Origin of the sequence: Sanguibacter suarezii NBRC 16159, from assembly GCF_001552735.1 — a bacterium.
In the GTDB taxonomy this organism is placed as follows: domain Bacteria; phylum Actinomycetota; class Actinomycetes; order Actinomycetales; family Cellulomonadaceae; genus Sanguibacter; species Sanguibacter suarezii.
In genome coordinates this window covers 65629-91265 of record NZ_BCRT01000001.1, presented here as the reverse complement: position 1 = coordinate 91265, position 25637 = coordinate 65629, and the positions used below count along the sequence as shown (strand labels likewise).

The 25637-nt window shown below is 70.5% G+C and carries 23 protein-coding genes, 3 tRNA genes, 2 pseudogenes and 1 riboswitch; of the genes and pseudogenes, 14 read left to right on the top strand and 14 right to left on the bottom strand.

Annotation, left to right across the window (positions count from 1 at the left end):
• The 3 genes and pseudogenes from SS2_RS18200 to SS2_RS00400 all read left to right on the top strand — a co-directional run.
• A pseudogene (locus tag SS2_RS18200) lies at positions 1-690 on the top strand (urease accessory protein UreD); the annotation flags it as partial.
• A 10-nt stretch (positions 691-700) separates the two neighbouring features.
• A pseudogene (locus SS2_RS18195) lies at positions 701-802 on the top strand (hypothetical protein); the annotation flags it as partial.
• 83 nt (positions 803-885) lie between these two features.
• The gene (locus SS2_RS00400) at positions 886-1920 is read left to right on the top strand and encodes an energy-coupling factor ABC transporter permease (RefSeq protein ID WP_066460255.1); all 1035 of its coding nucleotides are present in this window, start codon (positions 886-888) and stop codon (positions 1918-1920) included.
• On the opposite strand, the gene SS2_RS00395 is transcribed toward SS2_RS00400, so the two are convergent.
• The 3 genes from SS2_RS00395 to SS2_RS00385 all read right to left on the bottom strand — a co-directional run bounded on the left by SS2_RS00395 (position 1893) and on the right by SS2_RS00385 (position 3711).
• Positions 1893-2378, bottom strand: a complete 486-nt coding sequence (locus tag SS2_RS00395; RefSeq protein ID WP_066460253.1) for a GNAT family N-acetyltransferase — start codon at positions 2376-2378, stop codon at positions 1893-1895. The two genes, SS2_RS00400 and SS2_RS00395, sit on opposite strands and share 28 nt — an antisense overlap.
• A gap of 92 nt (positions 2379-2470) precedes the next feature.
• The gene (locus SS2_RS00390) at positions 2471-3022 is read right to left on the bottom strand and encodes a flavin reductase family protein (protein WP_083941402.1); all 552 of its coding nucleotides are present in this window, start codon (positions 3020-3022) and stop codon (positions 2471-2473) included.
• Positions 3019-3711, bottom strand: coding sequence for an NADPH-dependent FMN reductase (locus SS2_RS00385; RefSeq protein ID WP_083941400.1), 693 nt, complete (start codon positions 3709-3711; stop codon positions 3019-3021). The genes SS2_RS00390 and SS2_RS00385 overlap by 4 nt, the downstream gene beginning before the upstream one ends.
• Before the next feature lie 16 nt (positions 3712-3727).
• A riboswitch (SAM riboswitch) is annotated at positions 3728-3838 on the bottom strand.
• A 308-nt stretch (positions 3839-4146) separates the two neighbouring features.
• Between SS2_RS00385 and gdhA the strand changes: the two genes are divergently transcribed.
• The 3 genes from gdhA to SS2_RS00370 all read left to right on the top strand — a co-directional run bounded on the left by gdhA (position 4147) and on the right by SS2_RS00370 (position 7746).
• Positions 4147-5484: an NADP-specific glutamate dehydrogenase gene (gene gdhA, locus SS2_RS00380; protein ID WP_066460251.1), complete on the top strand. Its 1338-nt coding sequence runs from the start codon at positions 4147-4149 to the stop codon at positions 5482-5484.
• Between the two features lie 346 nt (positions 5485-5830).
• Entirely contained in the window at positions 5831-7372 is a 1542-nt protein-coding gene (locus SS2_RS00375; protein ID WP_066460249.1) for an RNB domain-containing ribonuclease, read from the top strand.
• Positions 7372-7746: a sterol carrier family protein gene (locus SS2_RS00370; RefSeq protein ID WP_066460248.1), complete on the top strand. Its 375-nt coding sequence runs from the start codon at positions 7372-7374 to the stop codon at positions 7744-7746. The genes SS2_RS00375 and SS2_RS00370 overlap by 1 nt, the downstream gene beginning before the upstream one ends.
• A gap of 228 nt (positions 7747-7974) precedes the next feature.
• Here the strand turns inward: SS2_RS00370 and SS2_RS17245 are convergent, their stop codons facing one another.
• The gene (locus SS2_RS17245; protein WP_066460246.1) at positions 7975-8655 is read right to left on the bottom strand and encodes a DUF6891 domain-containing protein; all 681 of its coding nucleotides are present in this window, start codon (positions 8653-8655) and stop codon (positions 7975-7977) included.
• Between the two features lie 306 nt (positions 8656-8961).
• On the opposite strand from SS2_RS17245, the gene SS2_RS00360 reads away from it, so the two are divergent.
• Together SS2_RS00360 and SS2_RS00355 are read left to right on the top strand one after the other, a co-directional pair.
• Complete coding sequence (locus SS2_RS00360) at positions 8962-13665, top strand: ExeM/NucH family extracellular endonuclease (protein WP_245643241.1); 4704 nt, start codon at positions 8962-8964, stop codon at positions 13663-13665.
• 125 nt (positions 13666-13790) lie between these two features.
• Complete coding sequence (locus tag SS2_RS00355) at positions 13791-14099, top strand: hypothetical protein (RefSeq protein WP_066460242.1); 309 nt, start codon at positions 13791-13793, stop codon at positions 14097-14099.
• A 4-nt stretch (positions 14100-14103) separates the two neighbouring features.
• Here the strand turns inward: SS2_RS00355 and SS2_RS00350 are convergent, their stop codons facing one another.
• Genes SS2_RS00350 through SS2_RS00335 form a run of 4 tightly spaced genes read right to left on the bottom strand, consistent with a single transcriptional unit; the run spans position 14104 to position 17921 of the window.
• Entirely contained in the window at positions 14104-15195 is a 1092-nt protein-coding gene (locus SS2_RS00350; RefSeq protein WP_066460241.1) for a sulfate/molybdate ABC transporter ATP-binding protein, read from the bottom strand.
• The gene (locus SS2_RS00345) at positions 15192-16013 is read right to left on the bottom strand and encodes a sulfate ABC transporter permease (RefSeq protein ID WP_066460239.1); all 822 of its coding nucleotides are present in this window, start codon (positions 16011-16013) and stop codon (positions 15192-15194) included. Before SS2_RS00345 ends, SS2_RS00350 begins: the two co-directional genes overlap by 4 nt.
• Complete coding sequence (cysT, locus tag SS2_RS00340; protein WP_083941390.1) at positions 16006-16890, bottom strand: sulfate ABC transporter permease subunit CysT; 885 nt, start codon at positions 16888-16890, stop codon at positions 16006-16008. The genes SS2_RS00345 and cysT overlap by 8 nt, the downstream gene beginning before the upstream one ends.
• Positions 16887-17921: a sulfate ABC transporter substrate-binding protein gene (locus tag SS2_RS00335; protein ID WP_066460235.1), complete on the bottom strand. Its 1035-nt coding sequence runs from the start codon at positions 17919-17921 to the stop codon at positions 16887-16889. The genes cysT and SS2_RS00335 overlap by 4 nt, the downstream gene beginning before the upstream one ends.
• Before the next feature lie 201 nt (positions 17922-18122).
• On the opposite strand from SS2_RS00335, the gene SS2_RS00330 reads away from it, so the two are divergent.
• The 3 genes from SS2_RS00330 (at position 18123) to purM (ending at position 21735) form a co-directional block, all read left to right on the top strand.
• Positions 18123-18989, top strand: coding sequence for a DUF4184 family protein (locus tag SS2_RS00330; protein WP_066460233.1), 867 nt, complete (start codon positions 18123-18125; stop codon positions 18987-18989).
• Between the two features lie 12 nt (positions 18990-19001).
• Positions 19002-20549, top strand: coding sequence for an amidophosphoribosyltransferase (gene purF, locus SS2_RS00325; RefSeq protein WP_066460231.1), 1548 nt, complete (start codon positions 19002-19004; stop codon positions 20547-20549).
• A gap of 82 nt (positions 20550-20631) precedes the next feature.
• Complete coding sequence (gene purM / locus SS2_RS00320) at positions 20632-21735, top strand: phosphoribosylformylglycinamidine cyclo-ligase (protein WP_066460229.1); 1104 nt, start codon at positions 20632-20634, stop codon at positions 21733-21735.
• A 235-nt stretch (positions 21736-21970) separates the two neighbouring features.
• Here the strand turns inward: purM and SS2_RS00315 are convergent, their stop codons facing one another.
• Entirely contained in the window at positions 21971-22177 is a 207-nt protein-coding gene (locus tag SS2_RS00315) for a DUF3073 domain-containing protein (RefSeq protein WP_066460485.1), read from the bottom strand.
• A gap of 327 nt (positions 22178-22504) precedes the next feature.
• On the opposite strand from SS2_RS00315, the gene SS2_RS00310 reads away from it, so the two are divergent.
• Positions 22505-22714, top strand: coding sequence for a BldC family transcriptional regulator (locus SS2_RS00310; RefSeq protein ID WP_066460227.1), 210 nt, complete (start codon positions 22505-22507; stop codon positions 22712-22714).
• Between the two features lie 133 nt (positions 22715-22847).
• Here the strand turns inward: SS2_RS00310 and SS2_RS00305 are convergent, their stop codons facing one another.
• The 5 genes from SS2_RS00305 to SS2_RS00285 form a co-directional block, all read right to left on the bottom strand.
• Positions 22848-23138 (bottom strand): DUF3618 domain-containing protein, encoded by a 291-nt coding sequence (locus SS2_RS00305; RefSeq protein WP_066460225.1) that lies wholly within the window; start codon positions 23136-23138, stop codon positions 22848-22850.
• Complete coding sequence (locus SS2_RS00300; RefSeq protein WP_066460223.1) at positions 23135-23557, bottom strand: phage holin family protein; 423 nt, start codon at positions 23555-23557, stop codon at positions 23135-23137. The genes SS2_RS00305 and SS2_RS00300 overlap by 4 nt, the downstream gene beginning before the upstream one ends.
• A gap of 218 nt (positions 23558-23775) precedes the next feature.
• Positions 23776-23848 (bottom strand) — tRNA-Phe (locus tag SS2_RS00295).
• A 53-nt stretch (positions 23849-23901) separates the two neighbouring features.
• Positions 23902-23975 (bottom strand) — tRNA-Asp (locus SS2_RS00290).
• A gap of 100 nt (positions 23976-24075) precedes the next feature.
• Positions 24076-24148, bottom strand: a tRNA-Glu gene (locus SS2_RS00285).
• A 102-nt stretch (positions 24149-24250) separates the two neighbouring features.
• Here SS2_RS00285 and SS2_RS00280 point away from each other — a divergent pair.
• Both SS2_RS00280 and galE read left to right on the top strand, forming a co-directional pair.
• On the top strand, positions 24251-24604 hold the full coding sequence (locus SS2_RS00280) for a metallopeptidase family protein (RefSeq protein WP_066460220.1): 354 nt from the start codon (positions 24251-24253) through the stop codon (positions 24602-24604).
• Positions 24605-24651: 47 nt separating this feature from the next.
• Positions 24652-25635: a UDP-glucose 4-epimerase GalE gene (galE, locus tag SS2_RS00275; protein WP_066460218.1), complete on the top strand. Its 984-nt coding sequence runs from the start codon at positions 24652-24654 to the stop codon at positions 25633-25635.
• Positions 25636-25637 lie beyond the last annotated feature (2 nt).

Here is a 25637-nt window from a genome sequence, read left to right as displayed (position 1 = left end):
ATGACGCGGATCGAGGTGGACGTCGAGGAGGGCCGCGCCCGGTGCTCGCTGAGCACCGGGCTGCTCAGCCCGCGGGTGCTGTCCTGCGACGACACGGGCGCGCGCGTCGCGCTGGTGGCCACCGGCGCGCTGCTGCTCGCCGGTGACGCGGTCCGCATCGACGTGCGCGTGGGCCCGGGAGCCTGGCTCCACGTGGTGGAGACCTCCGGCACCGTCGCCTACGACGCCCGTGGCGGCACCGCCACGTGGGACGTGACGATCGCGGTCGCCGCGGGCGGCACCCTCGTGTGGGAGGGCCTGCCCTTCATCGTGGCCGCCGGGGCCGACGTCACCCGCGCGACCACCGCCGAGCTGGGCACCGGCGCGACCCTCCTGCTCCGCGAGACCCTCGTGCTCGGGCGCACCGGGGAGGTCGGGGGAGACCTGCGCTCCGGGATGCGGTGCACCCTCGCCGGGCGTCCCGCCCTCGTGGACGACCTCCGGCTGGACGCCTCACGGACAGCCCCAGGCATCCTCGGCGACGAGCGCGTCGTCGACTCGGTCCTCTGCCTCGGCATGCGTCCACCGGCGACCGCACCCTCGCCGGGACGGGCGCACCTCGACCTCGACCTCCCGGGAGCGCTGGTGCGCTCCCTCGGCCGCGACGCCCACACGGGATCCCTCGACGCGGTGTGGGGGCAGTGGCTGGCCCACGTGGCCGGTGCCCCCAGGCCTGGCGCTGCCGAACCGCCTGCCGTGCCGCACCCTCCACCAAGCCAGCCTCGACCAAGCCAGCCTCGACCAAGCCAGCCTCGACCAAGCCAGCCTCGACCAAGCCAGCCTCGACCGAGCCAGCCTCGACCGAGCCAGCCGTCCTGATACCCGTCCCACCGAAGGAGCTCCACCGTGCACGTCCCCGACCACATGCTCAACGACCCCACCTCGGCCGCGACCGGAGCGGTGGCCTGCGCGGCGATCGCCTACGCCGCCTACCGCTCCCGCGAGGACCTCACCCGTCAGCGGATCGCCCTCACCGCTGCGACCGGCGCCGTCGTCTTCGCCCTGCAGATGGTCAACTACCCCGTCGCCGCCGGGACCAGCGGGCACCTCATGGGCGGGGTGCTGGCCGCCGCGCTCGTGGGGCCGTGGCTCGGCATGCTCGCGGTGACGCTGGTGCTGCTCGTCCAGGCCACGCTCTTCGCCGACGGGGGACTGACCGCACTGGGCACCAACACGCTGCTCATGGCCGTGACCGGGGTCGCGGTCGGGTGGGCCGTGACTCAGGCGGTGCAGCACCTGCGCGGCGCGGGCAGCCGTGACGGCGCTGCGACGAGCGGTGCGTCGGCCGCTCGCTCCGCCTCACTCTCCACCCCGCGCTCTGCCCCGCTCGCCGCCGGGCTCGGCGCGCTGGTGAGCGTGCCGGCGTCGGCCGCGGTGTTCGTCGCGCTCTTCGCGGCCGGGGGCGCGGTGTCGGTGCCGCTCGGCGAGCTGACGGCGTCGATGCTGTCCGTCCACGCTCTCATCGGGCTGGGGGAGGCGCTCATCACCGCAGGCGTCATCGCCGTGGTGCTGGCGGTCGCCCCGGGGGCCGCGCACATCGACCCCCGCCCCGCACAGTCCTGGGTCCAGGCCCCCGCGCGCCGCGCTGTTCTTGCCCTGTCAGCGATCGCTGCCGTCACCGCCGTCGGGCTCTCGTCCTTCGCGGCGTCGTCCCCGGACGGTCTCGAGGCGACAGCCGAGCAGCTCGGCTTCCTCGACGTCGCCTCCCAGCACGCGCTCGCGGGCCTGCCCTTCGCCGACTACGGCGCAGCGAGCGGCAGCCCGGTCGGCCTGGCCGGCCTGCTCGGGATCGTCGTGGTGGCCGGCCTGGCCGCCGCGATGCTGGGGGCAGCGCGCTCCGATCGGTCCGGCAGCTACCGGACGGTCAAGGAGCGTTCGTAGAAGACGGTCGAGTCGTTGCGGTCCACCTCGGTGAAGCCGGCCGTGAGGAGCACGCGCTGAGAGGCGACGTTGCTCAGGTCGGTGTCCGCCGCGGCGGTCCTCGCGCCGGACAGCCCCGCATGGCGCAGCGCGATCGTCACCGCGTCGGTCGCCAACCCCTGGCCCCGGGCGCTGGGGACGAGCCCGTATCCGAGCTCGACCGTCCCGTCCGCGTCCGGCGGACCGAAGAAGCCAAGCCCTCCGACGGCAAGCCCGTCGGAGGCTCGGCGGACGAGGTACATGGGAAAGGTGGGGTCGTGCTCGCAGGACCCGGCGAGGGACCGCAGCGGATCCAGCTCGTCGACGAAGGGGTACTCAGGGTGCCAGTCGTCCCCGGGTCGCTCCTCGCGGGTGACGATCCGCTGTGCGAGCTCTGGTGTGATCGGTTCGAGCGTTACCCGGGAGCCTGTGAGGATCATCCGTCGAGGATCGCACACCCCCGCACGGCACAGGGCTGGGATCTCCCCCGAGGTCCCAGCCCTGTGCCGTCTCCGCAGCGACGACCGACGGCTCAGATCGCCGTGTGGTCGCCGATGCGGTGGTAGGTGCGGTCGTGGAAGACCAACGGCTGGGCGCCGGGCCGGGTCGACGACTGCGCCGCCAGGACCGAGACCAGATAGCTGTCCCCGACCGGGGTGCGCTGCACCACCGTCCCGCGCAGCCAGGTGAGCGCCCCGTCGAGCACCGCCTCCCCGGTGGGCAGCGCGGTCCAGCCGCCCGCGGCGAACCGGTCGATGCCCGACGTCGCGAACCGCGCCGACACGTCGTCCTGGTCGTCGGCGAGAAAGTTGACGACCAGGCTGGTGGCCTGCGCGAGAGCGGGCCAGGACGAGGACCCGGAGGCGATCGAGAAGGCGATCAGCGGCGGTTCGGCCGAGACCGAGATGACTGACGTCGCCGTGAAACCGACGTGGCCGTCCGGCCCCAGCAGGGTGACCACCGCGACCCCGGCCGGGTGCTGGCGGAAGACGGTCTTGTACTCGTCGGCGGTGAGGATCTGCGGTTCGGGGCGCCGGGCGAGGTGCTCGCGCGCCGCGTCGAGGGAGGTGTCCTGGATGGTCATGCCGTCACCGCCGTCTGGAGGGTGGCGCGGTGCGTGGGGCCGGCGTCGCGCAACGCGGGACCGGCATCGGGCGATGCGGGGTGAGACGGAGCGGCGTCGGGCAGGCCGACCGCGCGGCGCAGCGCCTTCCACTCCCGACCCAGCCACGTGGTGATCGCGCCGTCCACGTCGCCGAGCTGCGACTCGGTCAGGGACAGCGCGCGGGTGGGGACCACCGCGCCGAGCTCGATGAGCACCGGGCGCAGGTGCACCTCCCCGGCCAGGGCGTGGGCGGGGTTCCCCGAGACGACCAGCGGCACCACGACCACGCCGGCCAGCCCGTCGGGACCGTAGAGGTCGAGGAAGGCCTTGAGCAGCCCGGTGTAGGACGCCTTGTACACAGGCGTGGCGACCACGGCGACGGTCGCCGCAGCCAGAGCGGCGGTGGCACGGTCGGCTGCGGGGTGGTGGTCGGTGAGGACCTCGGAGGCGAAGGAAGCCAGGTCGATCGTCTCCAGGGTGATGGGCTGGGTGCCGTGCCCGCTGCCGCGTCCGGCACCGAGCAGCGCGGTGATCCGCGCGCCGACGGTGGCCGCCGCGGCCAGGGTCCGCGAGCCGGGGCGCGGGTTCCCCGAGACGACCACCACGGTGAGGGGTGAGGAGGGGAGCGGGGCGCCGTCGTCGGGCGTCGGTGGTGAGAGCTGTGCCATGAGATGTCCTTCGGTCCGTTCACGCTTGCCGTGCCGGTCGGCACGGCCAGGTCATCTCCCGGAGCACCCCGCCGTGAGTGGGGGTTGCTGTCCGACCAGCCGGGGCTTCGCATCGGTTCTCGTGACCTTGTGGGACGGGTATAGCAACCGCCGAGCGCTTGTCAGCGCCTTGGCGGAGAAATCTCAGGATGCGGTCAGCCGAAACCGTCTCGTATGTCGTACAGATCTGATCCGTGTGCTGAGACGTTGTAACGTCAGGTTTCGCGCCGCCGCTCTGGGCACCTGACCTGCCGCAGAGCGCGCAGGTGACGCGATATGAGCCCTGAGACCTATTGGGACCGGGGTTTTCTGACGGTAGGCTGCACCGGTGCCTCTCGGCACCACCGTTGTCAGAACGGGCTGCTCGTGCAGCACAAGAATGAAGGAGAACGCCTGATGGAAGGCCAGCTCGCGCCAGTATTCGAACAGGTGCTCCGCCGTAACCCCGGCGAGGTCGAGTTCCACCAGGCAGTCCGCGAGGTGTTCGAGTCGCTCGCACCCGTGCTCGCCAAGAACCCGCAGTACACCGACGCCGCCGTGCTCGAGCGCATCTGCGAGCCCGAGCGCCAGATCATCTTCCGGGTCCCGTGGGTCGACGACCACAACCGCGTGCAGATCAACCGTGGTTTCCGCGTCGAGTTCAACTCGGCCCTCGGCCCGTTCAAGGGCGGCCTGCGCTTCCACCCCTCTGTGTACCTCGGGATCGTCAAGTTCCTCGGCTTCGAGCAGATCTTCAAGAACTCCCTCACCGGCATGCCCATCGGTGGCGGCAAGGGCGGCTCCGACTTCGACCCCCGCGGCAAGTCCGACGGCGAGGTCATGCGCTTCTGCCAGTCCTTCATGACCGAGCTGTACCGCCACATCGGTGAGTACACCGACGTCCCCGCCGGTGACATCGGCGTGGGTGGCCGCGAGATCGGCTACCTCTTCGGTCAGTACAAGCGGATCACCAACCGCTACGAGTCCGGTGTCCTCACCGGCAAGGGCCTGACCTGGGGCGGCTCGCTCGTGCGCACCGAGGCCACCGGTTACGGCACGGTCATGTTCGCCCGCGAGATGCTCAAGACCCGCGGCCAGGACTTCGAGGGCCAGCGCGTCGTCGTCTCCGGCTCCGGCAACGTGGCCATCTACGCGATCCAGAAGGCTCAGGAGCTCGGCGCGAACGTCGTCGCCTTCTCCGACTCCTCCGGCTACGTCGTCGACGAGGCCGGCATCGACCTCGACCTGCTGCGCCAGATCAAGGAGGTCGAGCGCGGCCGCGCCAGCGACTACGAGGCCCGCCGCGGCTCCGCGAAGTTCGTCTCCGACGGCTCCATCTGGGACGTCCCGGCCACGGTCGCCCTGCCCTGCGCCACGCAGAACGAGCTCGACCTCAACGCCGCGAAGGCACTGCTGAAGAACGGCGTCGTCGCCGTGGCCGAGGGTGCCAACATGCCCACCACGCCCGACGCCGTCGCCGCCTTCCAGGAGGCCGGTGTGCTGTTCGCCCCGGGCAAGGCAGCCAACGCCGGTGGCGTGGCCACCTCCGCACTGGAGATGCAGCAGAACGCCAGCCGCGACGTGTGGACCTTCGAGGACACCGCGGCCCGCCTGCAGCGCATCATGACCGGGATCCACGACAACTGCGCCGAGACCGCTGAAGAGTACGGCCAGCCCGGCAACTACGTCGCCGGCGCCAACATCGCTGGTTTCACCAAGGTTGCCGACGCGATGATCGCCCTCGGCGTCATCTGAGTTCAGCTCCCCGGGGTACACCACCCCACCAGAACAGGGCCGCCCCCACCGGGGCCGGCCCTGTTCCCGTCTCCCCGAAGATCGCCCTCCGCCCGCCCCCATACCCGCACCCATCCCCGTACCCACCCCTGCCCCCGCACCCGCACCGAACTCGTGCGCCGTGCGCCGAACTCGTGAACCATCCGTCGAACTCGTGCGCCAGGCCCGTCTTCCGGGGCCCGCAGGCCCCGCGCTCACGAGTTCGGCGACGGTCTCACGAGTTCGGGGAGGGGAGTGAGGGGGAGGAAGGGGAGGTGGGAGGCGGTTTGGGCTTCGGTGGGGGGCGGGGGCGTCGTAGAGTCGGATCGTGCCTTCACGTCACCTTCGGCTCGACCTCCCGGCGGCCACGGTCCCTGAGCGGGTCCGTATCGCCTTCGATCGGCTGCGCTCCGAGATGAGCATCCCCCTCGCCTTCCCCGAGGACGTTCTCGCCGAGGCCGAGCACGTCGCCGACGCCGCACCACCCGATGCACCCCACGCCGACGCCGCACCCGCCGACGCCCGCACCGAGCCCACCCGCACCGCCCCCGCTCCCACCCCGCCTCCGGCCACCCCACTCCTGCCGGTGCTCGACGTCGGCTTCGTCACCATCGACCCGCCCGGCTCGATGGACCTCGACCAGGCGGTGCACATCGAGCGGACGCCCGACGGCTACCTCGTGCGCTACGCGATCGCCGACGTCGCGCACTTCGTCGCTCCCGGCAGCGCGATCGACCGCGAGGCGGGCACGCGCGGGATGACCCTCTACGCCCCGGACGGACGCACCCCGCTGCACCCACCGGTGCTCTCCGAGGGCGCCGCGAGCCTGCTCCCTGGGGTGGACCGCCCCGCTGCGGTGTGGCAGATCGCCCTCGACGACCGCGGTGAGATCGCCGACGTCGACGTGCGCCGGGCGCGCGTCCGCTCCACCGCGCGCTTCACCTACGACGAGGTCCAGACCGCCGTCGACGACGGCACCGCCGCCGACCTGCTCCTGCTGCTGCGCGAGGTCGGCGAGCTGCGCCAGCTGCTCGAGCGGGAGCGCGGTGGCGTCTCCCTCAACGTCCCCGAGCAGAACGTCACCCTGCACGACGACGGCAGCTACGGCCTGGAGTTCCGCTCGGTCCTGCCGGCCGAGGGCTGGAACGCGCAGATCTCCCTGCTCACGGGCATCGCGGCGGCGCGCGTCATGCGCGAGGGCGGGACCGGTATCTTCCGCACCCTCCCCGCGAGCGACCCGCGCGACGTCGAGCGGCTGCGCCGCACGGCCCGGGCGCTGGACATCGCCTGGCCCGCCGAGCAGCCCTACGGCGAGCTCCTCGCCCAGCTGGACTCCTCCGTCCCCCAGCACGCCGCCTTCTTCAACGAGGCGACGTCGCTGTTCCGCGGGGCGGGGTACCTCACCTTCCACGGGGACGTGCCCGACGACGCCGAGCACGCCGCCATCGCCTCGGAGTATGCGCACGTCACGGCTCCGCTGCGACGTCTGGTGGACAGGTACGGCACGGAGATCTGCCTGGCGTTGTGCGCTGACGAGCCGGTGCCGGCGTGGGTGCGTGACGCCTTCGAGGTGCTGCCCAAAGCGATGTCCCGTGCGGGCCAGCGGGCCTCGGCCTTCGAGCGCGCGTCCGTGGACATCGTCGAGGCGGCCTTGCTCACCGGCGCGGTCGGTGAGCTCTTCGAGGGCGTGATCGTCGACCTGGACTCCAGGGACCCGCACAAGGGCGTCGTCGTCGTGGACGAGCCGGCTGTGCGCGGCTCCGTCGTCTCCGGCGGCGGCCCCCTGCCGCTGGGGGAGTCCGTCGCGGTGCGCGTGGCCGAGGTGTCGATCGAGGACCGCGTCGTGCGGTTCTCCTACGAGGAGCAGTGATGGCTGTCCGACGTCGTACCGACCCCGCGGCCGGTCGCCTCGCCGTCTCCGCATGGCGCGACGGCGCCGACGACCGGCCCACGGTCACCACGGCGGTGCGGTTCACTCTTGAGGAGATCGCCGACGTCGCCCCTGGTCACGCCGTCGAGGTCCGGGTGCCGCCCTGGGGAGCGGTCCAGTGCGTCGACGGCCCGCGGCACACCCGCGGGACCCCGCCGAACGTCGTGGAGACCGACCCGCAGACCTGGCTCGGCCTCGTCACCGGCGCTGTCCGGTGGGCTGACGCCGTCGCCGACGGCCGGGTGAGCGCCTCGGGGGAGCGGTCGGACATCTCTGAGCTGCTGCCCCTGCAGGCCGTCCGCGTCCGTCCCTGACTGGACCCTCAGGCCCCCGTCCCGTCGCCCAAGCCTCATGGACAGCTCCGCTGACACGCCCAGTGCGTGACTTTGGTGGTTGTGCGTGAGTCTGAACGCACGCACAGCCACCGAAGTCACGCACTCGGCGGGCGCAGCGGCGACCGCGACCGCGGGAGGGGAGGGGGCACCCCCTCGGGGAGAGGGGGCAGCTCAAGGGGGGGCGCCCCTTCAGGGGGAGGGGGCAGTTCAGGCGGGGAGGCGTTTGCGCCAGTCGGTGATGGTCACGGCGATCCGTTGGCCGGGGGTGCCGTCCCAGGTGACGCCGAGGCCGGCGTAGCGCAGCGCGTCGGCGACGACGGTCCCTGCGCGCACGAGCGACGCGTCCATGACCTGGGTGCGTGCGGCAGCGTCCCCGGCATCGGCGCGCGCCAGGAGGTCAGGGTCGAGGCCCGTGATGGGTGCGAAGGTGCCGTAGGCGAGGAAGAGGTCGGCCCCCTCGGTCAAACGGTCGGTGTCCTGCTGATGGAAGTAGGCGTAGCCCCACTCCATGTATCCGCCGTACCCATCTGAGGGGACAGGGGTGCGTTCGTCGGCGATCTCATCGTTGCCGCAGGTCTGGCAGCAGGTGAAGTTCATCCGCGCGACCATGCCCCACTCGGCGAGGTTGTTGAAGGCAGCGGCCAGCCGGGTGTAGTCGCCCTCGTCCCGCCAGCGGCTCTGCTCGGCGAGCCGGGCCTGCCACACCTCGCGGACGATGCTCGGGATCACCGACCCGGGCGGGGGCTGCTCCTCGTCGGTGAAGGCCAGACTCACCTGGGCGATCGCCCCTTCCAGGTCGACGAAGCCCGCGGACAGTGCCGCGCGGGCGCGGGCCGCCACGTCGGCGCGGGAGTAGCGGCTGCCTGGACCGGTCGTCGGCGTCGTCATGGGCCAGAGGATACGGACTCAGCCACGTGACCACCAGACTTACGGTGACCGGGCCCGTACGTTACCGGCAGGTAACGATCGCGCGCCTGGGCATGCGCAGGCGCGCGGTGGCCGATAACGTGCGTGGAGTTCCACGAGATGTGTCCTGGTTGATACCAGACGTTCAGGTTCGCGCGGTGTGATGTGTTCCGCGGGTCGATGGGGACCCTCGAAGACTGCTCACCAGGGGCTCGACGTCGTACCGCAGAAGGAGCAAGCGTGTTCACAAGTCACCACCGAAGCACCGCGTCTCGGAGGGTGGTGGCTGTGGCCACCGCCCTCTCTGGCGCTCTCATCCTGGGACCGGTGCTCTCCGCACAGGCCGCAGGCCCGCTCCCCGCAGCCGGCACGGTGCCCGCCTCGGTCGAGGGGACCGGAGTGGTCATCAACGAGGCGTACCTATCCGGAGGCAGCGCCAACGCCGTCTACGCGACCAAGTTCGTCGAGCTCTACAACCCCGGTCCCGCGCCGGTCGACCTGTCCGGCTGGTCCTTGCAGTACCGCTCGGCGACCGGATCGGGCGCCTCGAGCACCGCCGCGCGCCTGACCGGGACCATCGCGGCCGGCGGCTACTACCTCGTCTCCGGCGGGTCCAACGGCGCCAACGGCGCGGCGCTGCCGGCGGCAGACCTCGCGGCCCCCGCGCTCAACGCCTCGGGGACCACCGGCACGCTGGCGCTGGTCGCCGCGCCGGGAGCGGTCACGCTGCCCACCGGCTCCGTGGTGGGCAACGCCCAGGTCGTGGACCTGCTCGGGTACGGAGCCTCCAACACCTTCGAGACAGCTGTGGCACCGGCGCCGTCAGCGAACAACGTCCCGCGGTCGATCACCCGCACGGGCTTCGTGGACACCGACAACAACGCGGCGGACTTCACGCTCTCCGCCACCGTCACCCCGCAGGGCGCGACCACCGACCCCGGCACGGACCCGACGACGGAGCCGACCACCGAGCCGACCACGGACCCCACCGCCGAGCCGACGACCGACCCCACCGACCCCACCACGCCCACCCTCACGCCCATCGCGGACGTGCAGGGCACCGGTGACGCCAGCCCGCTCGTGGGGACCACGGTGACCACGCGCGGAATCGTCACGGCGACGTACCCGACCGGTGGGTACAACGGCTTCTACATCCAGACCCCGGGCACGGGCGGTGACCTCGACCTGGCCACCCACACCCGCTCCGACGGGATCTTCGTCTTCTCCGCGGCTGGCGCCGCAGCCGTCCGCGTCGGCCAGCACGTCGAGGTGACCGGGGCGGTGAGCGAGTACTTCACGCTCACCCAGATCACCCCGACCGCCTACACCGTGCTCGACGAGCCCGCCGAGGTGGTCAAGCCCGCGAACGTCGCCTACCCGGCCACCGCCGCCGAGCGCGAGACCCTCGAGGGCATGCTCGTCCAGCCCGCCGGTGACTACGTCGTCGCCGACAACTACTCGACCAACTACTACGGCTCCTTCCTGCTGGCCGCCGGCGCCACGCCGCTCGCCCAGCCGACCGACGTCGGCCGCCCGGGCAGCCCGGAGGCCGCCGCAGCCGTGGCCGACGCCGCCGCACGCGCGGTCGTCCTGGACGACGGCGCCACGACGAACTTCAACTCCACCGCCAACAAGTCCAAGCCGCTGCCCTACCTCACCGGCGGAGCGCCGGCCCGGGTCGGCGCTCCGGTCACCTTCACCCAGCCGGTCATCCTCGACTACCGCTTCGAGGCGTGGACCTTCCAGCCCACAACCGAGCTGACTCCCGCGAACGCCTCCGCCGTCCAGCCGGTGACCTTCGCTGACACCCGCACCCCGGCACCTCAGGACGTGGGCGGCGACGTCCGCCTGGCCACCTTCAACGTGCTCAACTACTTCACCACCACCGGTGACCAGGTCCCCGGCTGCACCTTCTACACCGACCGTGCCGGTGCCAAGATCACCGTGAACTCCGGCTGCGACGCACGCGGCGCGGCCACCGCGGAGAGCCTGCACCGTCAGGAGGTGAAGATCGTCGCCGCGATCAACGCCCTTGACGCGGACGTCGTCTCCCTCCTGGAGATCGAGAACTCTGCGGTGTTCGGCAAGGACCGTGACACCGCGCTGTCCACCCTGGTCGCGGCCCTCAACACCGCAGCCGGGTCACCTGTGTGGTCCGTCGTCGCGTCCCCGGCCGTGGTTCCCGAGGACGAGGACGTCATCCGCACGGCCTTCATCTACCGCACCGCCGCGGTCACCACCGCGGGGGAGTCGGTCATCCTCGACGACCCGGCCTTCTCCAACGCCCGTGAGCCGCTCGCCCAGACCTTCGTCCCCACCGGCGGGGACGCCTCGCAGGCATTCACCGTCATCGCCAACCACTTCAAGTCCAAGGGCTCGGGGACCGGCGCCGACGCGGACACCGGCGACGGGCAGGGCGCGTCCAACGCGAGCCGGGTCAAGCAGGCCACGGCGCTCGTCGCCTTCGCCGACACCGTCAAGGCTGCTGCCGGCACCGACAAGGTCTTCCTCGTCGGTGACTTCAACTCCTACACCCAGGAGGACCCGCTCGTGGTGCTGGCCGACGCCGGCTACACCAACCTCAGCGCGGGCACCGGTGAGCAGACGTACCTGTTCTCCGGACGCGTCGGGTCCCTCGACCACGTCTTCGGGTCACCGGCCGCCACCGCGGCGGTCTCTGGCGTCGACATCTGGAACATCAACTCCGTCGAGCCGCTGGCCAACGAGTACAGCCGGTACAACTACAACGCCTCGATCCTCTACGACGAGTCACCCTTCCGGTCCAGCGACCACGACCCGATCGTCGTCGGGCTGAACACCGTCGCGGAGCCCATCGAACTCAACCTGCTCGGCATCAACGACTTCCACGGCCGCATCGACGCCAACACCGTCGCCTTCGCCGGGACCGTCGAGCAGCTGCGTGCGACCAACCCCGACCGGACCGCCTTCCTGTCCGTCGGTGACAACATCGGTGCCTCGCTCTTCGCCTCGGCCTCCCAGGACGACGTGCCGACCCTCGACGTCCTCAACGCCCTCGACCTGGCGGCCTCGGCTGTCGGCAACCACGAGTTCGACAAGGGCTTCGACGACCTCACTGGCCGCGTCAGCGACGCCGCCGACTGGGAGTACCTGGGCGCGAACGTCTACCTCAAGGGCACCGACGACCCGGCGCTGAGCGAGTACGCGATCCTCGACGTCGACGGCGTGCGGGTGGGCGTCGTCGGCGCGGTGACGCAGGAGACCCCGACGCTCGTCACGCCGTCGGGCATCTCCGCCCTGGACTTCGGCGACCCCGTCGAGGCCATCAACCGGGTGGCCGCCCAGCTCGGTGACGGCGACGAGAGCAACGGCGAGGCCGACGTCATCGTCGCCCTCGTCCACGAGGGAGCGGGCTCGGGCACCCCCGAGGGCGCCACGATCGAGGAGGAGATCGCCGCGGGCGACGCCTTCTCCCGCATCGTGACCGACACCGACCCCTCGGTCGACGCCATCTTCACCGGGCACACGCACAAGGAGTACGCCTGGGACGCCCCGATCACCGGGACCGACCGCACCCGCCCGGTCATCCAGACCGGTTCCTACGGCGAACGGATCGGTCAGATCACCCTGACCCTGGACCCGGCGACCCTCGACGTCACCGGCTACACCGTCGCCAACGTCGCCCGCACCACGACGCCGGCCGCCGAGCTGGTCGCGACGTACCCGCGAGTGGCCGAGGTCAAGACGATCGTCGACGCGGCGCTCGCTGAGGCCGCGATCATCGGCAACCAGCCGGTCGGCTCGGTCACCGCGGACATCACCACCGCCTACCTCGACGGCAAGCGTGACGACCGGGCCTCGGAGTCCACCCTCGGCAACCTCGTGGCGAACTCGCTGCGGGACACGCTGGCCACACCTGAGCGCGGCGGCGCCCAGATCGGCATCGTCAACCCCGGTGGCCTGCGCGCCGACCTGCTCTACGGCGACGACGGCGTCATCACCTACGCCGAGGCCAACGCCGTCCTGCCCTTCGTCAACAACCTGTGGTCCACCACGCTGACCGGGGCTCAGCTCACCACGGTCCTCGAGCAGCAGTGGCAGCCGGCAGGCAGCTCACGGGCCTTCCTCAACCTGGGGCTCTCCGACAACGTCACCTACACCTACACGGCGACGAACGCCCCGGGAGAACGCATCACCTCCGTGACGATCGACGGCGTGGCCCTCGACCCGGCCGCCAGCTACCGGATCGCGACCTTCTCCTTCCTGGCCACGGGTGGGGACAACTTCACCGAGTTCACCCAGGGCACCGATGCGCGCGACTCGGGTCTGGTCGACCGTGACGCGTGGATCTCCTACCTCCAGGAGCACCCGGGGCTGAGCCCGGACTTCGCCCGCCAGGGCGTGGCCACCGGACCGCTGCCCGGTGCGGTCGACCCGGGTGGGGTCGTCTCCCTCGACCTCGCCAAGCTCGACCTCACCTCCCTCGGGTCACCGGCCAACACCTCGGTGGCGGCCTACCTCGTTCCGGCGGGCACCGCCCTCGACCCGGCGGCGACACCGCTCGCGACGGCGCCGGTCACCGCGGGCGCGGCGACGATCGCGGCCACGGTCCCAGCAGGGACCGCCGCGGGTACCTATGACCTGTACGTCAGGGCGACGCCGTCGGGCACGACGGTGCGGGTCCCGGTGACGGTCAACGCCGTCGTCCCACCGGCCACCCTGAACGTCACCTCTGACGCGTTCTCCTTCTGCCTGATCGGGCGGTCGCAGGTGGTCGTGTACGCGACCAACCGGGAACGCACCACGGTCTCCATCACGGTGACCACGCCGCTGGGGCAGCAGACCTTCGCCAAGGTCCGGCCCGGGCAGACTGTCGCGGCGACCTTTGGTCGTTGGGGCGCGCTGCCGGCCGGGACAGCCACCGTGGTGGCCACCGGCATGGTGGGGGACGCCCCCGCCACGACCACCCAGCAGCACACCTACAAGGCGACCCGGGGAGGCCTGTTCTCCTGATCCGGGCCGCCGAGACGGCGACCAGCTGAACCCATGACTCCGGCCGGGACCTCATCGAGGTCCCGGCCGGAGGTCTGTCGCGGTGCAGTCAGGGAGTCCTCAGCCGGGGCCGCTAGGATCGGCCTGTGACCACCACCCCGCCCTCGCCCTCCTCCGAGCCCGACGACGCCATGTCCCCGGAGGAGATGAACGAGATCGCCGCGCAGGCCGTCCCGGGGCGGGTCCGGCGTGCACCGAAGTACAAGTCCTTCTTCTGGGTCGGTGCGCTCGTCGGAATCATCGCAGGCATCTGGTTCGGCCTGTGGCTCTCGCCGGACGGCATGGTCAACCGCTGGATCTACGTCACGGTCACCGTGCTGGGCACCACGCTGGTCACCGTGCTCCTTGCAGGAGCCATCGCCGTGTGGGCGGACCGCCGCAGCACCCGGCACTGACCGGTCAGACGACCTCGACCAGCTCGCGTGCCGGAGCGCCTGCCGGTGCGTCGATCGAGATGGACCCTGGCGCCTGACGCAGCCAGACCGTGGTGCCGGGGACCAGTCCCAGAGTCCGAGCCTCGGCGCGGGTGAGCACCGCCTCCACGGAGGACCCGGGGCCAGCCGACGGCGCACCGTCCACCGCGCCGGTCCCGTCCGCCCCTGCGACCGCGATCTCGACGCGGGCCTCAAAACCGACCCGCACCGTGCGCACCACCGTGCCCTCGACCAGCCCGCCCGCCGCCCCAGCGGCACCGACCGCATCCGCAGCGGCCACGGCCAGCGCCGGTGGCGCGGTGTGCACCTCGACGTCGTGCGGGCGGACGAGCTTGCCGCCCAGGTGGGTGACCGGGCCGAGGAAGCTCATGACGAAGTAGTTCGCCGGGGCGTCGTAGAGCTCGTCGGGGGAGCCGACCTGCTCGATCCGCCCGTCGTTGATGACCACGATCTCGTCGGCGACCTCGAGGGCCTCCTCCTGGTCGTGGGTGACGAACACGGTGGTCACCGGGATCTCGTCGTGCAGGCGGCGCAGCCAGTCGCGCAGCTCTTTGCGGACCTTGGCGTCGAGGGCGCCGAAGGGCTCGTCGAGCAGCAGCACCGAGGGCTGGATCGCCAGCGCCCGGGCCAGCGCCATGCGCTGACGCTGCCCGCCGGAGAGCTGGGAGGGCAGCCGGGAGGCGAACTGCTCGAGGTGGACCAGCTTGAGCAGCTCGTCGACCCGCTCGGCGATCTGGTCCTTGGGCGTCTTGCGGATCTCCAGCCCGAAGGCTACGTTGCGGGCCACGCTCAGGTGCTTGAAGGCCGCGTAGTGCTGGAACACGAAACCGACGTTGCGCTTGCGGGCGGGCAGCCGGGTCGCGTCGCGCCCTTCGATCTCGATGGTGCCGGTGTCCGCCTGCTCCAGGCCGGCGATGATGCGCAGCAGCGTCGACTTGCCGCCGCCGCTGGGGCCGAGCAGCGCGGTGAGCTGGCCGGTGGGGATGGACACGGTGACGTCGTCGAGCGCGACGAAGTCGCCGAACTTCTTACCGACGCGGGAGACTTCGATGCTCATGACAGGCCTTTCGACTGTGACGACGACGTGGAGTGGTCGGGGCGCAGGAACGACACCACGACGATGCACGCCACCGAGACGAGCGCGAGCAGGAACGCGGTCGCGTACGCGGTGGGCTGCTGGAAGTCCTGGTACTTCTGCTCCACGAGCAGCGTCGCCGTCTGCGTCGTGCCCTCGAAGTTCCCCGAGACGATCTTCACCGCACCGAACTCGCCGAGAGAGCGAGCCAGGGTGAGCACGACGCCGTAGACGACAGCCCACTTGATGGCCGGCAACGTGATTCGCCGGAAGGTCTGGACCGAGGACGCGCCCAGGCTCGCCGCGGCCTGCTCCTCGTCGGTGCCCAGCTCGGTGAGCACGGGCACCACCTCGCGGATGACGAGCGGCAGCGCGACGAAGGCCGTCGCCATGACGATGCCCGGCGTGGCGAAGATGATCTGGATCCCGTTGGCCTCCAGCGCCGGCCCGAACCAGTCCCCGCGCCCGCCGTAGACGAGCACGAGCGCCAGCCCGACGACGATCGGCGAGACCGAGAGCGGCAGGTCGATGAGCGAGCTGAGCAGCCGCTTGCCTCGGAACTCGTACCGCACCAGCAGCAACGAGATGCCCACGCCGAAGATCGTGTTGAGGATGACGGCCTGGACAGCGACGCTCACCGTGAGCTTGAGGGCGAAGACCACGGACGGGTCGGAGAGGGCTGCCGACAGTGCGTCGAAGCCGTTAGCGAAGGTCTCCTTGGCCACCAGGCTCACCGGCCACGCCACGAGCAGACCCAGGTAGACGATGACGATCACGCGGAACACGTAGGTCTTAACCACGACGCACCATCCGTCTCTGCAGCACGTCGAGGACCACGATGACCAGCAAGGACACCAGGAGCAGGACGGAGGCGACGGCCGCGGCGGCGGCCTGGTCCCCGTTCTCCAGGTAGCTCAGGATGCGCACGGAGCTGACCTCGGTGCGCATCGGCAGGTTCCCCGAGAGCAGCACGAGCGAGCCGTACTCGCTGATCCCGCGGGCGAAGGACAGTGCGGCACCGGCGGCGATCGCCGGGGTCAGGGCGGGCAGGATGATCCGCCGGAAGGTGGTCAGCGGGCTCGCGCCGAGGGAGGCGGCCGCCTCCTCCACGGACCGGTCCAGCTCGGCCAGGACCGGCTGGACGGTGCGCACCACGAAGGGCAGCGTGACGAAGAGGAAGGCGAGGAACACCGCGCTGCGGGTGTTGGCCACGTTCACCCCCAGCGGGCTGTTCGGCCCGTACAGGGTGAGCAGGACGAGCCCCGCGACGATGGTCGGCAGGGCGAAGGGGATGTCGATGAGCACCTCGAGGGCGCGCTTGCCGGGGAACTTGTCCCGCACGAGCACCCACGCGATGAGCGTGCCCATGACGACGTTCACCGCTGTGACGGCGAGGGCCTGGGTGATGGTCAGGCGCAGAGCAGCCGCGGTCTGGGCGTTGGTGATGGTGGACCAGAAGACCGGCCACCCGCCCGCCGACGTCTCCACGAGCACCGCGATGAGCGGCAGCAGCGCGAGCGCGGAGAACCAGATGAGAGCGACGCCCAGGCCCACCCCCGCGGTGGGGGTGAGCCGAGTAGAACCGGGCGCCGCGCGGCGCCCGGTCCGACGTGGTGCCGGGAGGCCGGTGGCCGGCGCCTGGGGGGCGCCGGCCACCGGGGGGACCGTGGTGGTCACGACTTCCCAGTCTCCTGCTGGATGCGCGTCACGAGGCCGTCGTCGCCGAAGAACTTCTTGTTAGCGTCAGACCAGCCACCGAAGTCGTCCGCGATGGTCTGCAGCGTGCCGGGGGCCGGGAACGGGTTCTTGGGGTCGTTGGCACCCTCGACCTCGACCGTGACCGAGTCGTCGAGGGGGCGGAAGCCGACCTCGGCGAAGGCCTTCTGGCCCTCGGCGCTGAGCACGAAGTCCAGGTAGGACTGGGCCTTGGGGTCGGCATCGACGGTCACGGCGGCGGGGTTCTCGATGAGCAGGGTGGACTCGGGGATGACGTAGTCGAAGTCCTCACCGTTCTGGCGGGCCAGGATCGCCTCGTTCTCGTAGGAGATGAGGACGTCACCGGTGCCGCTGGTGAAGGCGGTGGTCGCGTCGCGGCCGCTGCCGGGCAGGGCCGCGACGTTGGTGAAGAACTTCGTCAGGTACGCCTCGGCGTCGGCGTCGCTGCCACCGGCGGCCAGGACCGAGCCGTAGGCGGCGAGGATGTTCCACCGCGCCGAGCCCGAGGAGCCGGGGTTGGGGGAGACGATGCCGACCCCGGGCTGGACGATGTCCTCCCAGGTCTGGATGTTCTTCGGGTTGCCCTTGCGGACCACGAGCACCACGACGGAGTCGGAGACGATGCCCTGGGTGGGGCCGGCGTTCCAGTCCTCGGCGACGAGCCCCTCGTCGACCAGGCGCGTCACGTCTCCTTCGAGGGAGAAGTGGACGTAGTCGGCCTTCAGGCCGGCGACGACGGCGCGGCTCTGGTCGCCCGAGGCGCCGTAGGAGGTGGTCCAGGTGACCCCGGCGCCGTCGGAGGTCTCACCCCAGAGCTTCTGCGCCGCGTCGTTGCCGGCCTTGGGGACGGCGAACCCGACGAGGGAGAGCTCGGTGGCAGGGCCAGACGCGCTGGCGTCACCTCCCGAGGACGCGGCAGGTCCACAGGCGGCGAGACCCAGGGCTGCGATGACTGCAACGGCCAGGGTGACACTGCGGCGTGATCTGCTCATGGTCTTCTCGTGTTCTCTCGTTCGGGACGAATCGGGTGACGGCCCATGCCGTGAAGCGTGACGTTACGCCTCCGTCCCACTAGGCGGTCAAATACCATCCGGTCAGTGGATGTTTGTAAACGGAGGTGACGCACAGGACCCGCACCGGACATCCACGATCAAAGCGCCCGATCGGAGCGCTCAGGGTGTCAGGATCGCGCCATGCCTTTCACTCCGGCGCACGCGATCGTGGCCCTGCCGTTCGCCCGCCGCCCGTGGTCAGCTCTGTCGAGCGACATGCGGACATGGGCGCTGACCGCCGTCGCAGTCGGCGCCATGGCGCCAGACCTCCCGTTGTTCGCCGACGTCGTGTGGCCCGGCGCGCAGGAGGGTGCGGTGCACACCCACCGGTGGCCGTTCTTCCCGCTGGTCCTGGTCGTCGCGCTGATCGTCACGGCGCTGTGGGTCCTGCGTGTGCGGCCGGCCTTCCTCGCCGCCCTCCCGCGTCGATATCCGGCCGTGGGCTCGCAGCGGAACGCCCATCCCCGGGGCGACGTCGACCGTCCGCCCTCGTCGCCCGCTCGCGCCGACCGCGTCGTCGGACCGCTCGGCGGGGTCCTCGTCGTGGTGGCAGCGGCCACCCTGGGCCTGCTCAGCCATCTGCTCTGGGACGACGTCACGCACCTGCGGGGAGCCACCGTCCAGGCCTGGCCGCTGCTGCGCGAGCCGCTGCTCGGCCGCCCGGTCTACGTCTACCTCCAGCACGGCAGCTCGATGCTCGGCGTGCTGGTGCTCCTCGTGGCGGCGGCCCGATGGTTCCGCAGGGCGGTCCCGGTCGCCGCCCCGCGCAGGCTCGGTTCCTTGGCCATGGCGATCACTGCAGGCGTCGCCACCGGCATGGCCGGTGCCACCGCGCGTCTCCTGCACGACGACGCGGACGTGTCGGCATACTCCCTGGCCCGCCTCGCGGCGACCTTCCCGGTGCTCGGTGCGGCGGTCGGTCTGACGCTGTGGGCGCTGGTCGTGGGAGCCCCTGCGCGGACGGTGTCCATGGAGTGTTCAGATTCTGGCGCGCCGGGTCAGCTGTGACACACTTGAGCAGTGGCCCCCCGTGGAGATGGACTTCTGAACCACGACCTCATGCCCGGCGAAAAAGGACCTCAGGACGCGTGTGGCGTCTTCGGTGTCTGGGCGCCCGGCGAAGAGGTCGCAAAACTCGCATACTTCGGTCTGTACTCGCTACAGCACCGCGGTCAGGAATCGGCAGGTATCGCCACCAGCAATGGTGAGCAGATCCTCGTCTACAAGGACATGGGACTCGTCTCCCAGGTCTTCGACGAGACCGCCCTCAACGCCCTCAACGGGCACATCGCGATCGGCCACTGCCGGTACTCGACCACCGGGGGAGTGACCTGGGAGAACGCCCAGCCCACCCTCGGTGCGACGTCGTCGGGCACGGTGGCCCTCGGGCACAACGGCAACCTGGTCAACAGCGCCGAGCTGGTCGACCTCGTCGCCGAGCGCTACGGCGCCCAGCGCCGTGGTGAGCTGGCCCGCGGGAACACCACCGACACCGCCCTCGTCACGGCTCTCCTGGCCGGCGACGAGAACCACACCCTGCAGCAGACCGCGCTGGAGGTGCTGCCCCGCCTGCGCGGAGCCTTCTCCCTCGTGTTCATGGACGAGACCACCCTGTACGCGGCGCGCGACCCGCAGGGTGTGCGCCCGCTCGTGCTCGGACGCCTCGAGCGCGGCTGGGTCGTGGCGAGCGAGACCCCGGCCCTGGACATCGTGGGAGCCAGCTTCGTCCGCGAGGTCGAGCCCGGTGAGCTCATCGCGATCGACGGCGACGGCCTGCGCTCGATGAAGTTCGCCAAGCCCGAGCGCGCCGGCTGCGTCTTCGAGTACGTCTACCTGGCCCGGCCGGACACCACCATCAACGGTCGCTCGGTGCACTCCGCGCGGGTGGAGATGGGTCGCGAGCTCGCCCGTCAGCACCCGGTCGACGCGGACCTGGTCATCCCGGTGCCGGAGTCCGGCACCCCGGCTGCGGTCGGCTACGCCCAGGAGTCCGGCATCCCCTTCGGTCAGGGCCTCATGAAGAACGCCTACGTCGGGCGCACCTTCATCCAGCCCTCGGACACGCTGCGCCAGCTCGGCATCCGGCTCAAGCTCAACCCGCTGCGCGAGGTGATCAAGGGCAAGCGCCTGGTGGTCGTGGACGACTCGATCGTCCGTGGCAACACCCAGCGCGCGCTCATCCGGATGCTCCGCGAGGCCGGCGCCGCCGAGATCCACGTGCGGATCAGCTCGCCGCCGGTGAAGTGGCCCTGCTTCTACGGCATCGACTTCGCCAGCCGCGCCGAGCTCATCGCCAACGGCCTCGGTCCTGAGGAGGTGGGCAAGTCCCTCGGGGCGGACACCCTGGGCTACATCTCCGAGGAAGGCATGATCGCTGCCACCGAGCAGCCCGCGTCGCAGCTGTGCGCCGCGTGCTTCACCGGCAAGTACCCGATCGAGCTGCCCAACGCCGAGCACCTGGGCAAGAACCTGCTCGAGCAGGCCGAGCTCCCGCTCGGCGCGCCCGAGGACGGTCTGCGGACGCTGTCCGTCTCTGCCGGCGGCGCCTCCGCGCTGCAGCAGCCCTGACGGCGCCACACCCCCAACCGACCATCCACAGAACGTCTGCGCTGGTGACCTCCACGAGCGCCACACCCATGGGAGTCATGTCGTGACTGAAGGCATCACCTACGCAGCCGCCGGAGTCGACACCGCTGCGGGCGACCGTGCCGTCGAGCTCATGAAGTCCGCGGTGGCTCGCACCCACGGACCCAACGTGGTCGGCGGGTTCGGTGGCTTCGCCGGTCTCTTCGACGTGAGCATGCTCAAGGGCTACGACCGCCCGCTGCTCGCCTCCTCGACCGACGGGGTCGGCACCAAGGTCGCGATCGCCCAGGCCCTCGACATCCACGACACGATCGGCTTCGACCTCGTCGGCATGGTCGTGGACGACATCGTGGTGTGCGGCGCCGAGCCGCTCGTCATGACCGACTACATCGCGACCGGCAAGGTCGTCCCGGAGCGCATCGCTGACATCGTCCGCGGCATCGCGGCGGCCTGCGAGGTCGCGGGGACCGCGCTGGTCGGCGGGGAGACCGCCGAGCACCCGGGCCTGCTCAAGGCCGACGAGTACGACGTCGCCGGTGCGGCCGTGGGCGTCGTCGAGGCGTCGGCGCTGCTCGGCCCGGAGAAGGTCCGCGAGGGCGACGTCGTCATCGCCATGGCCTCCTCCGGCCTGCACTCCAACGGCTTCTCCCTGGTCCGCGCCGTGATCAACCACGCGGGCTGGACCCTGGAGCGGGAGGTCGAGGAGTTCTCCCGGACCCTGGGTGAAGAGCTGCTCGAGCCGACCCGCGTCTACGCCAGCGACTGCCTCGCCCTCGCCCGTGACGAGGCGAGCCAGGTGCACGCCTTCTCGCACGTCACCGGTGGCGGCCTCGCGGCGAACCTCGCCCGCGTGCTGCCGACCGGCCTGAGCGCCTCGGTCGACCGCGGCAGCTGGGCTGTCCCGGCCGTCTTCGACGTGGTGCGCGGCCTGGGTCAGGTGCCGTGGAGCGACCTGGAGAACACGCTCAACCTCGGGGTGGGCATGGTCGCGGTGGTCGGCGCCGACGGCGCGGACGCTGCCCTCGCCAAGCTCGCCTCCCTCGGCCTGCCGGCCTGGGTGCTGGGCACCGTCACCGCCGACGACGGCGCGCAGGGCGCGGACATCACCCGCGGCTCCAAGGGGGTCGACGGCGGAGCGGTCCGCCTCACCGGTGAGTACCGGGTCTGACCTCGTCACCACGTGTGACCAGCCGGGCCAGGGTGCGGTTCGCCGCAGCCTGGCCCGGTCTGTGTGGTCTGCCTCTGAGCATCGCTGCCGTCAGGGGGTCATGACAGCACGACGAGCGCGTCCAACGAGTAGCTCGTCGGACGCGCTCAAACTGGCTGAGGGGGGACGCACGCCAGAGAAAGGCGGGAGCACGTCAGCACTCGGTCAGGTGTGACCCGAGGGGGTTAGGACTGCTTCAACGCTCGTCGGACCAGCCCGTATACGGGTCACGGTCCTCGGAGTCATCGGACCTGCTCGCGCTGTGGCGAGAGTCCGTAGCTACATCGGTTCGGCTATGACCGGTCAGCTCTTGTTCGAGCGCCTTGTAGTTCGTCTCGGGACTGTAGTACTTCAGATCCCGAGCGACCTTGGTCTGCTTTGCCTTCTGACGGCCGCGGCCCATGGCTCCGACCCCCTTAACGTAGAAGCGGGGCGGCAGCGCCTTCAGCACGTGCGGCCCCGGGGTAAGTTTTTTCTCTGTTCGTGAGTCAACGGTACATGATCGGGGTGGTCCGGGACTACCTGGACCACGAACCAGACCGCCATGGTCGGGGGTGCAGGCCGTCTCCGCGAGACCTTCACGCAATATTCTCCGCTTTCCCCACTTTTTCACCCGCAAAACAACATGTACGAATCGCCCGTACTGGGATAATGAATGAAAGCGCAACGATTGATCGCACAGTTCCCTCACCCCCCGGGACCGATCGTTGCCACAGAGAGGTGCATCATCATGGCAGTTAACCGTGGAGAACCAGAAGTCCTGCTGACCCCTGCAGAGGTCGCCAGCCTGTTCCGTGTCGACCCCAAGACCGTGACCCGTTGGGCCAAGGCGGGCAAGCTCTCGTCGATCCGCACCCTGGGTGGACACCGCCGCTACCGCGAGGCAGAGGTCAAGGGTCTGCTGGCAGACTCCGGCGTCAACATCGGCGAAGAGAACTGACTCTCTCCCCGCTCACTTGATACGACGAAGGGCCCTCCAGTCGGAGGGCCCTTCGTCATGTCGTGGCTGGTCACAGGACTGCTCAGCGGCGCTGGCGCCCCGCAGCGCCTCCTGAGCGCCTCCTGAGCGCCTTCTAGCGGCGGCGGTGGCGCAGGATGGTGATGACCGTGAGCGCGAGCACGCCGGCGGCCACGCCGAGCACCACCTTGGCGTTGCGCGCCCGGCTAGGCGCGCCGCCGGGCAGGCCTCCGCCGGTGATGAAGGTTCCCGCGTCGGACGCGGCGAGCTTGGTGGCCGACGCCGCCTCCGCGGCGACGTTCTTCGGGTTGAGCCGGGTGCTGAGCTCGTCGATGGTCGCGGCCAGCTCGGCGCGGGCACGCAGCACCTCGGCGCTGAGATCGGCTGGTGTCGGCTGGCTGCTCATGACTTGATGCCTTCCTTGATGGCCGTGACGTCGTCGCGCAGGCTCTTGACCGTGATCTCAGGTGAGGGCGGGGAGGCCTTCTTGAGCAGCTTCGCCCCGACCGCGGCGACGATGCCGGCGAAGATCACCAGCACCAGGCCGACGATGAGGGCGGCCAGCCACAGCGGCATGACGTTGTCCAGGCCTGACATCGCCGAGTGCAGCAGGAAACCCAGACCGTAGAGCGATGCGATGCCGGCCACGACCAGCAGGCCGATCCCGATGCCCGCCTTCTGCGCCTTCTGCGCCATCTCGGCCTTGGCCGAGGCGATCTCAGCACGAACCAGACGGCTGACCTGCTCGCTCAGCTGGCCAACCAGGGTGCCGATCGACGGCGTGCTCTCAGAGCTGCGGGGCAGCCCGTCATCCTTCTCGCTCATCTCATCACACCTTCCAGTGGTTTCACCCTGATCCGGGAGGAGGTGGTCACCCGTTGGTGCGGGGCGATCGTGCCCGCTCCACCGGGCCCACCTGCGGATCCTATGAAGATCGTACGGCTCACCGCCCTTCGGCGCGCTCACCTGAGGTGGTGGGTCCGGCCTTCGGCACTCCGCGGACAGCAAAAACCCCCTCCCAGCGGACTGGGAGGGGGTGATTGTGGCTCCGACCGGCGTCGATCCGGTGACCTTTCGATTTTCAGTCGAACGCTCTACCAACTGAGCTACAGAGCCTTGACACGGATGCCCGATCACATCTGCATGTGACCGGGCGGCCGATATCAAAGCGACCCCGACGGGACTTGAACCCGCGACCTCCGCCGTGACAGGGCGGCGCGCTAACCAACTGCGCTACGGGGCCTTGGGTCATGCTGCGACACAAGGTCCTTCAGTTCGTTGTCCGAACCGTTGAGAATCCTACAGTACTTCTTGGCTCTCGTTTCACACTGTCCCGAGATCCGTACCCCCAACGGGATTCGAACCCGTGCTACCGCCGTGAAAGGGCGGCGTCCTAGGCCGCTAAACGATGGGGGCCTAGCCTCTGACCTGCCGGCGAACCGACCAGTCCAAGACCTCGCAAAGCATATGGCCTGATCGCCGTTCTGTGCAAAACCTCAGGTGGGGGAGGATGGATCCATGGTGGACATGTCACGCGAGGACTTCGAAGAAGCGGTCAGCGACGCCCTCGACCAGGTTCCCGAGGACCTGGCCGCGCAGATGGACAACGTCGTGATCTTCGTCGAGGACGACGCGCCTCCGGACGCCCCGGACCTGCTGGGCGTCTACGACGGCGTCCCGCTCACCGAACGGGACCTCGGATGGGCCGCCGGGTCGCTGCCGGACCGGATCACGATCTTCCGCAACCCGACGCTGGCGATCTGCGAGAGCCGCGAGGAGGTGGTCGAGGAGGTGCGCATCACCGTGATCCACGAGATCGCCCACCACTTCGGGATCGACGACGAGCGCCTCCACGAGCTCGGGTGGGCGTGAGGCGGACGGTCCCACGGTTCGCCCGCGCGGGCTAGTAGCCTGGCGCCATGACGATCTTGGTGACTGGCGGGGCTGGCTACATCGGTGCGCACGTGGTGCGACTTCTCCTGGAACGGGGGGACAAGGTCGTCGTCGTCGACGACCTGAGCACCGGGGAGACCTCCCGGATCGGTGACGCCACGCTCGTCGAGCTCGACGTCGCAGCGCCGGGTGCGCAGGAGACCATCGCCGCCGCGCTGCGCGAGCACGAGGTCGACGCCGTCATCCACTTCGCCGCGCGCAAGCAGGTCGGGGAGTCGATGGCTCGTCCCACCTACTACTACCAGCAGAACGTCACCGGCCTGGCGAACGTCCTCGGTGCGATGGAGGACGCCGGCGTCGAGCGCCTCGTCTTCTCCTCCTCCGCCGCGACCTACGGCATGCCCTCCGTCTCGGTCGTCGAGGAGAAGCTCCACGCCGAGCCGATCAACCCCTACGGCGAGACCAAGCTCATCGGCGAGTGGATGGGCCGGGCCGCCTCGCGTGCCTGGGGCCTGCGCTTCGTCGCGCTGCGCTACTTCAACGTCGCCGGCTCCGGCTGGGACGACCTGGGCGACCCGGCCGTGCTCAACCTCGTGCCGATGGTCCTGGACCGCATCGAGCGAGGCGAGCAGCCGCGGCTCTTCGGTGACGACTACCCGACGCCGGACGGCACCTGCATCCGCGACTACATCCACGTCCTCGACCTGGCCAAGGCGCACATCGCCGCCCTGTCCTACCTCGACACCTCCGCCCGGCCCTTCGACGTGTTCAACGTCGGCACGGGCACCGGCTCCTCCGTCCGCGAGGTGCTCGACGGGCTGGCCCGGGTCAGCGGCCTGACCATCGACCCGATCATCGAGCCGCGCCGCGCGGGCGACCCGCCCCAGCTCGTCGGTTCGCCCGAGCGCATCAACGAGGTGCTCGGCTGGCACGCCGAGGCTGGCCTCGACGAGATCCTGCAGTCGGCGTGGGACGCCTGGCAGGCGGGCCCCCGCCGCATCACGGTCTGAGC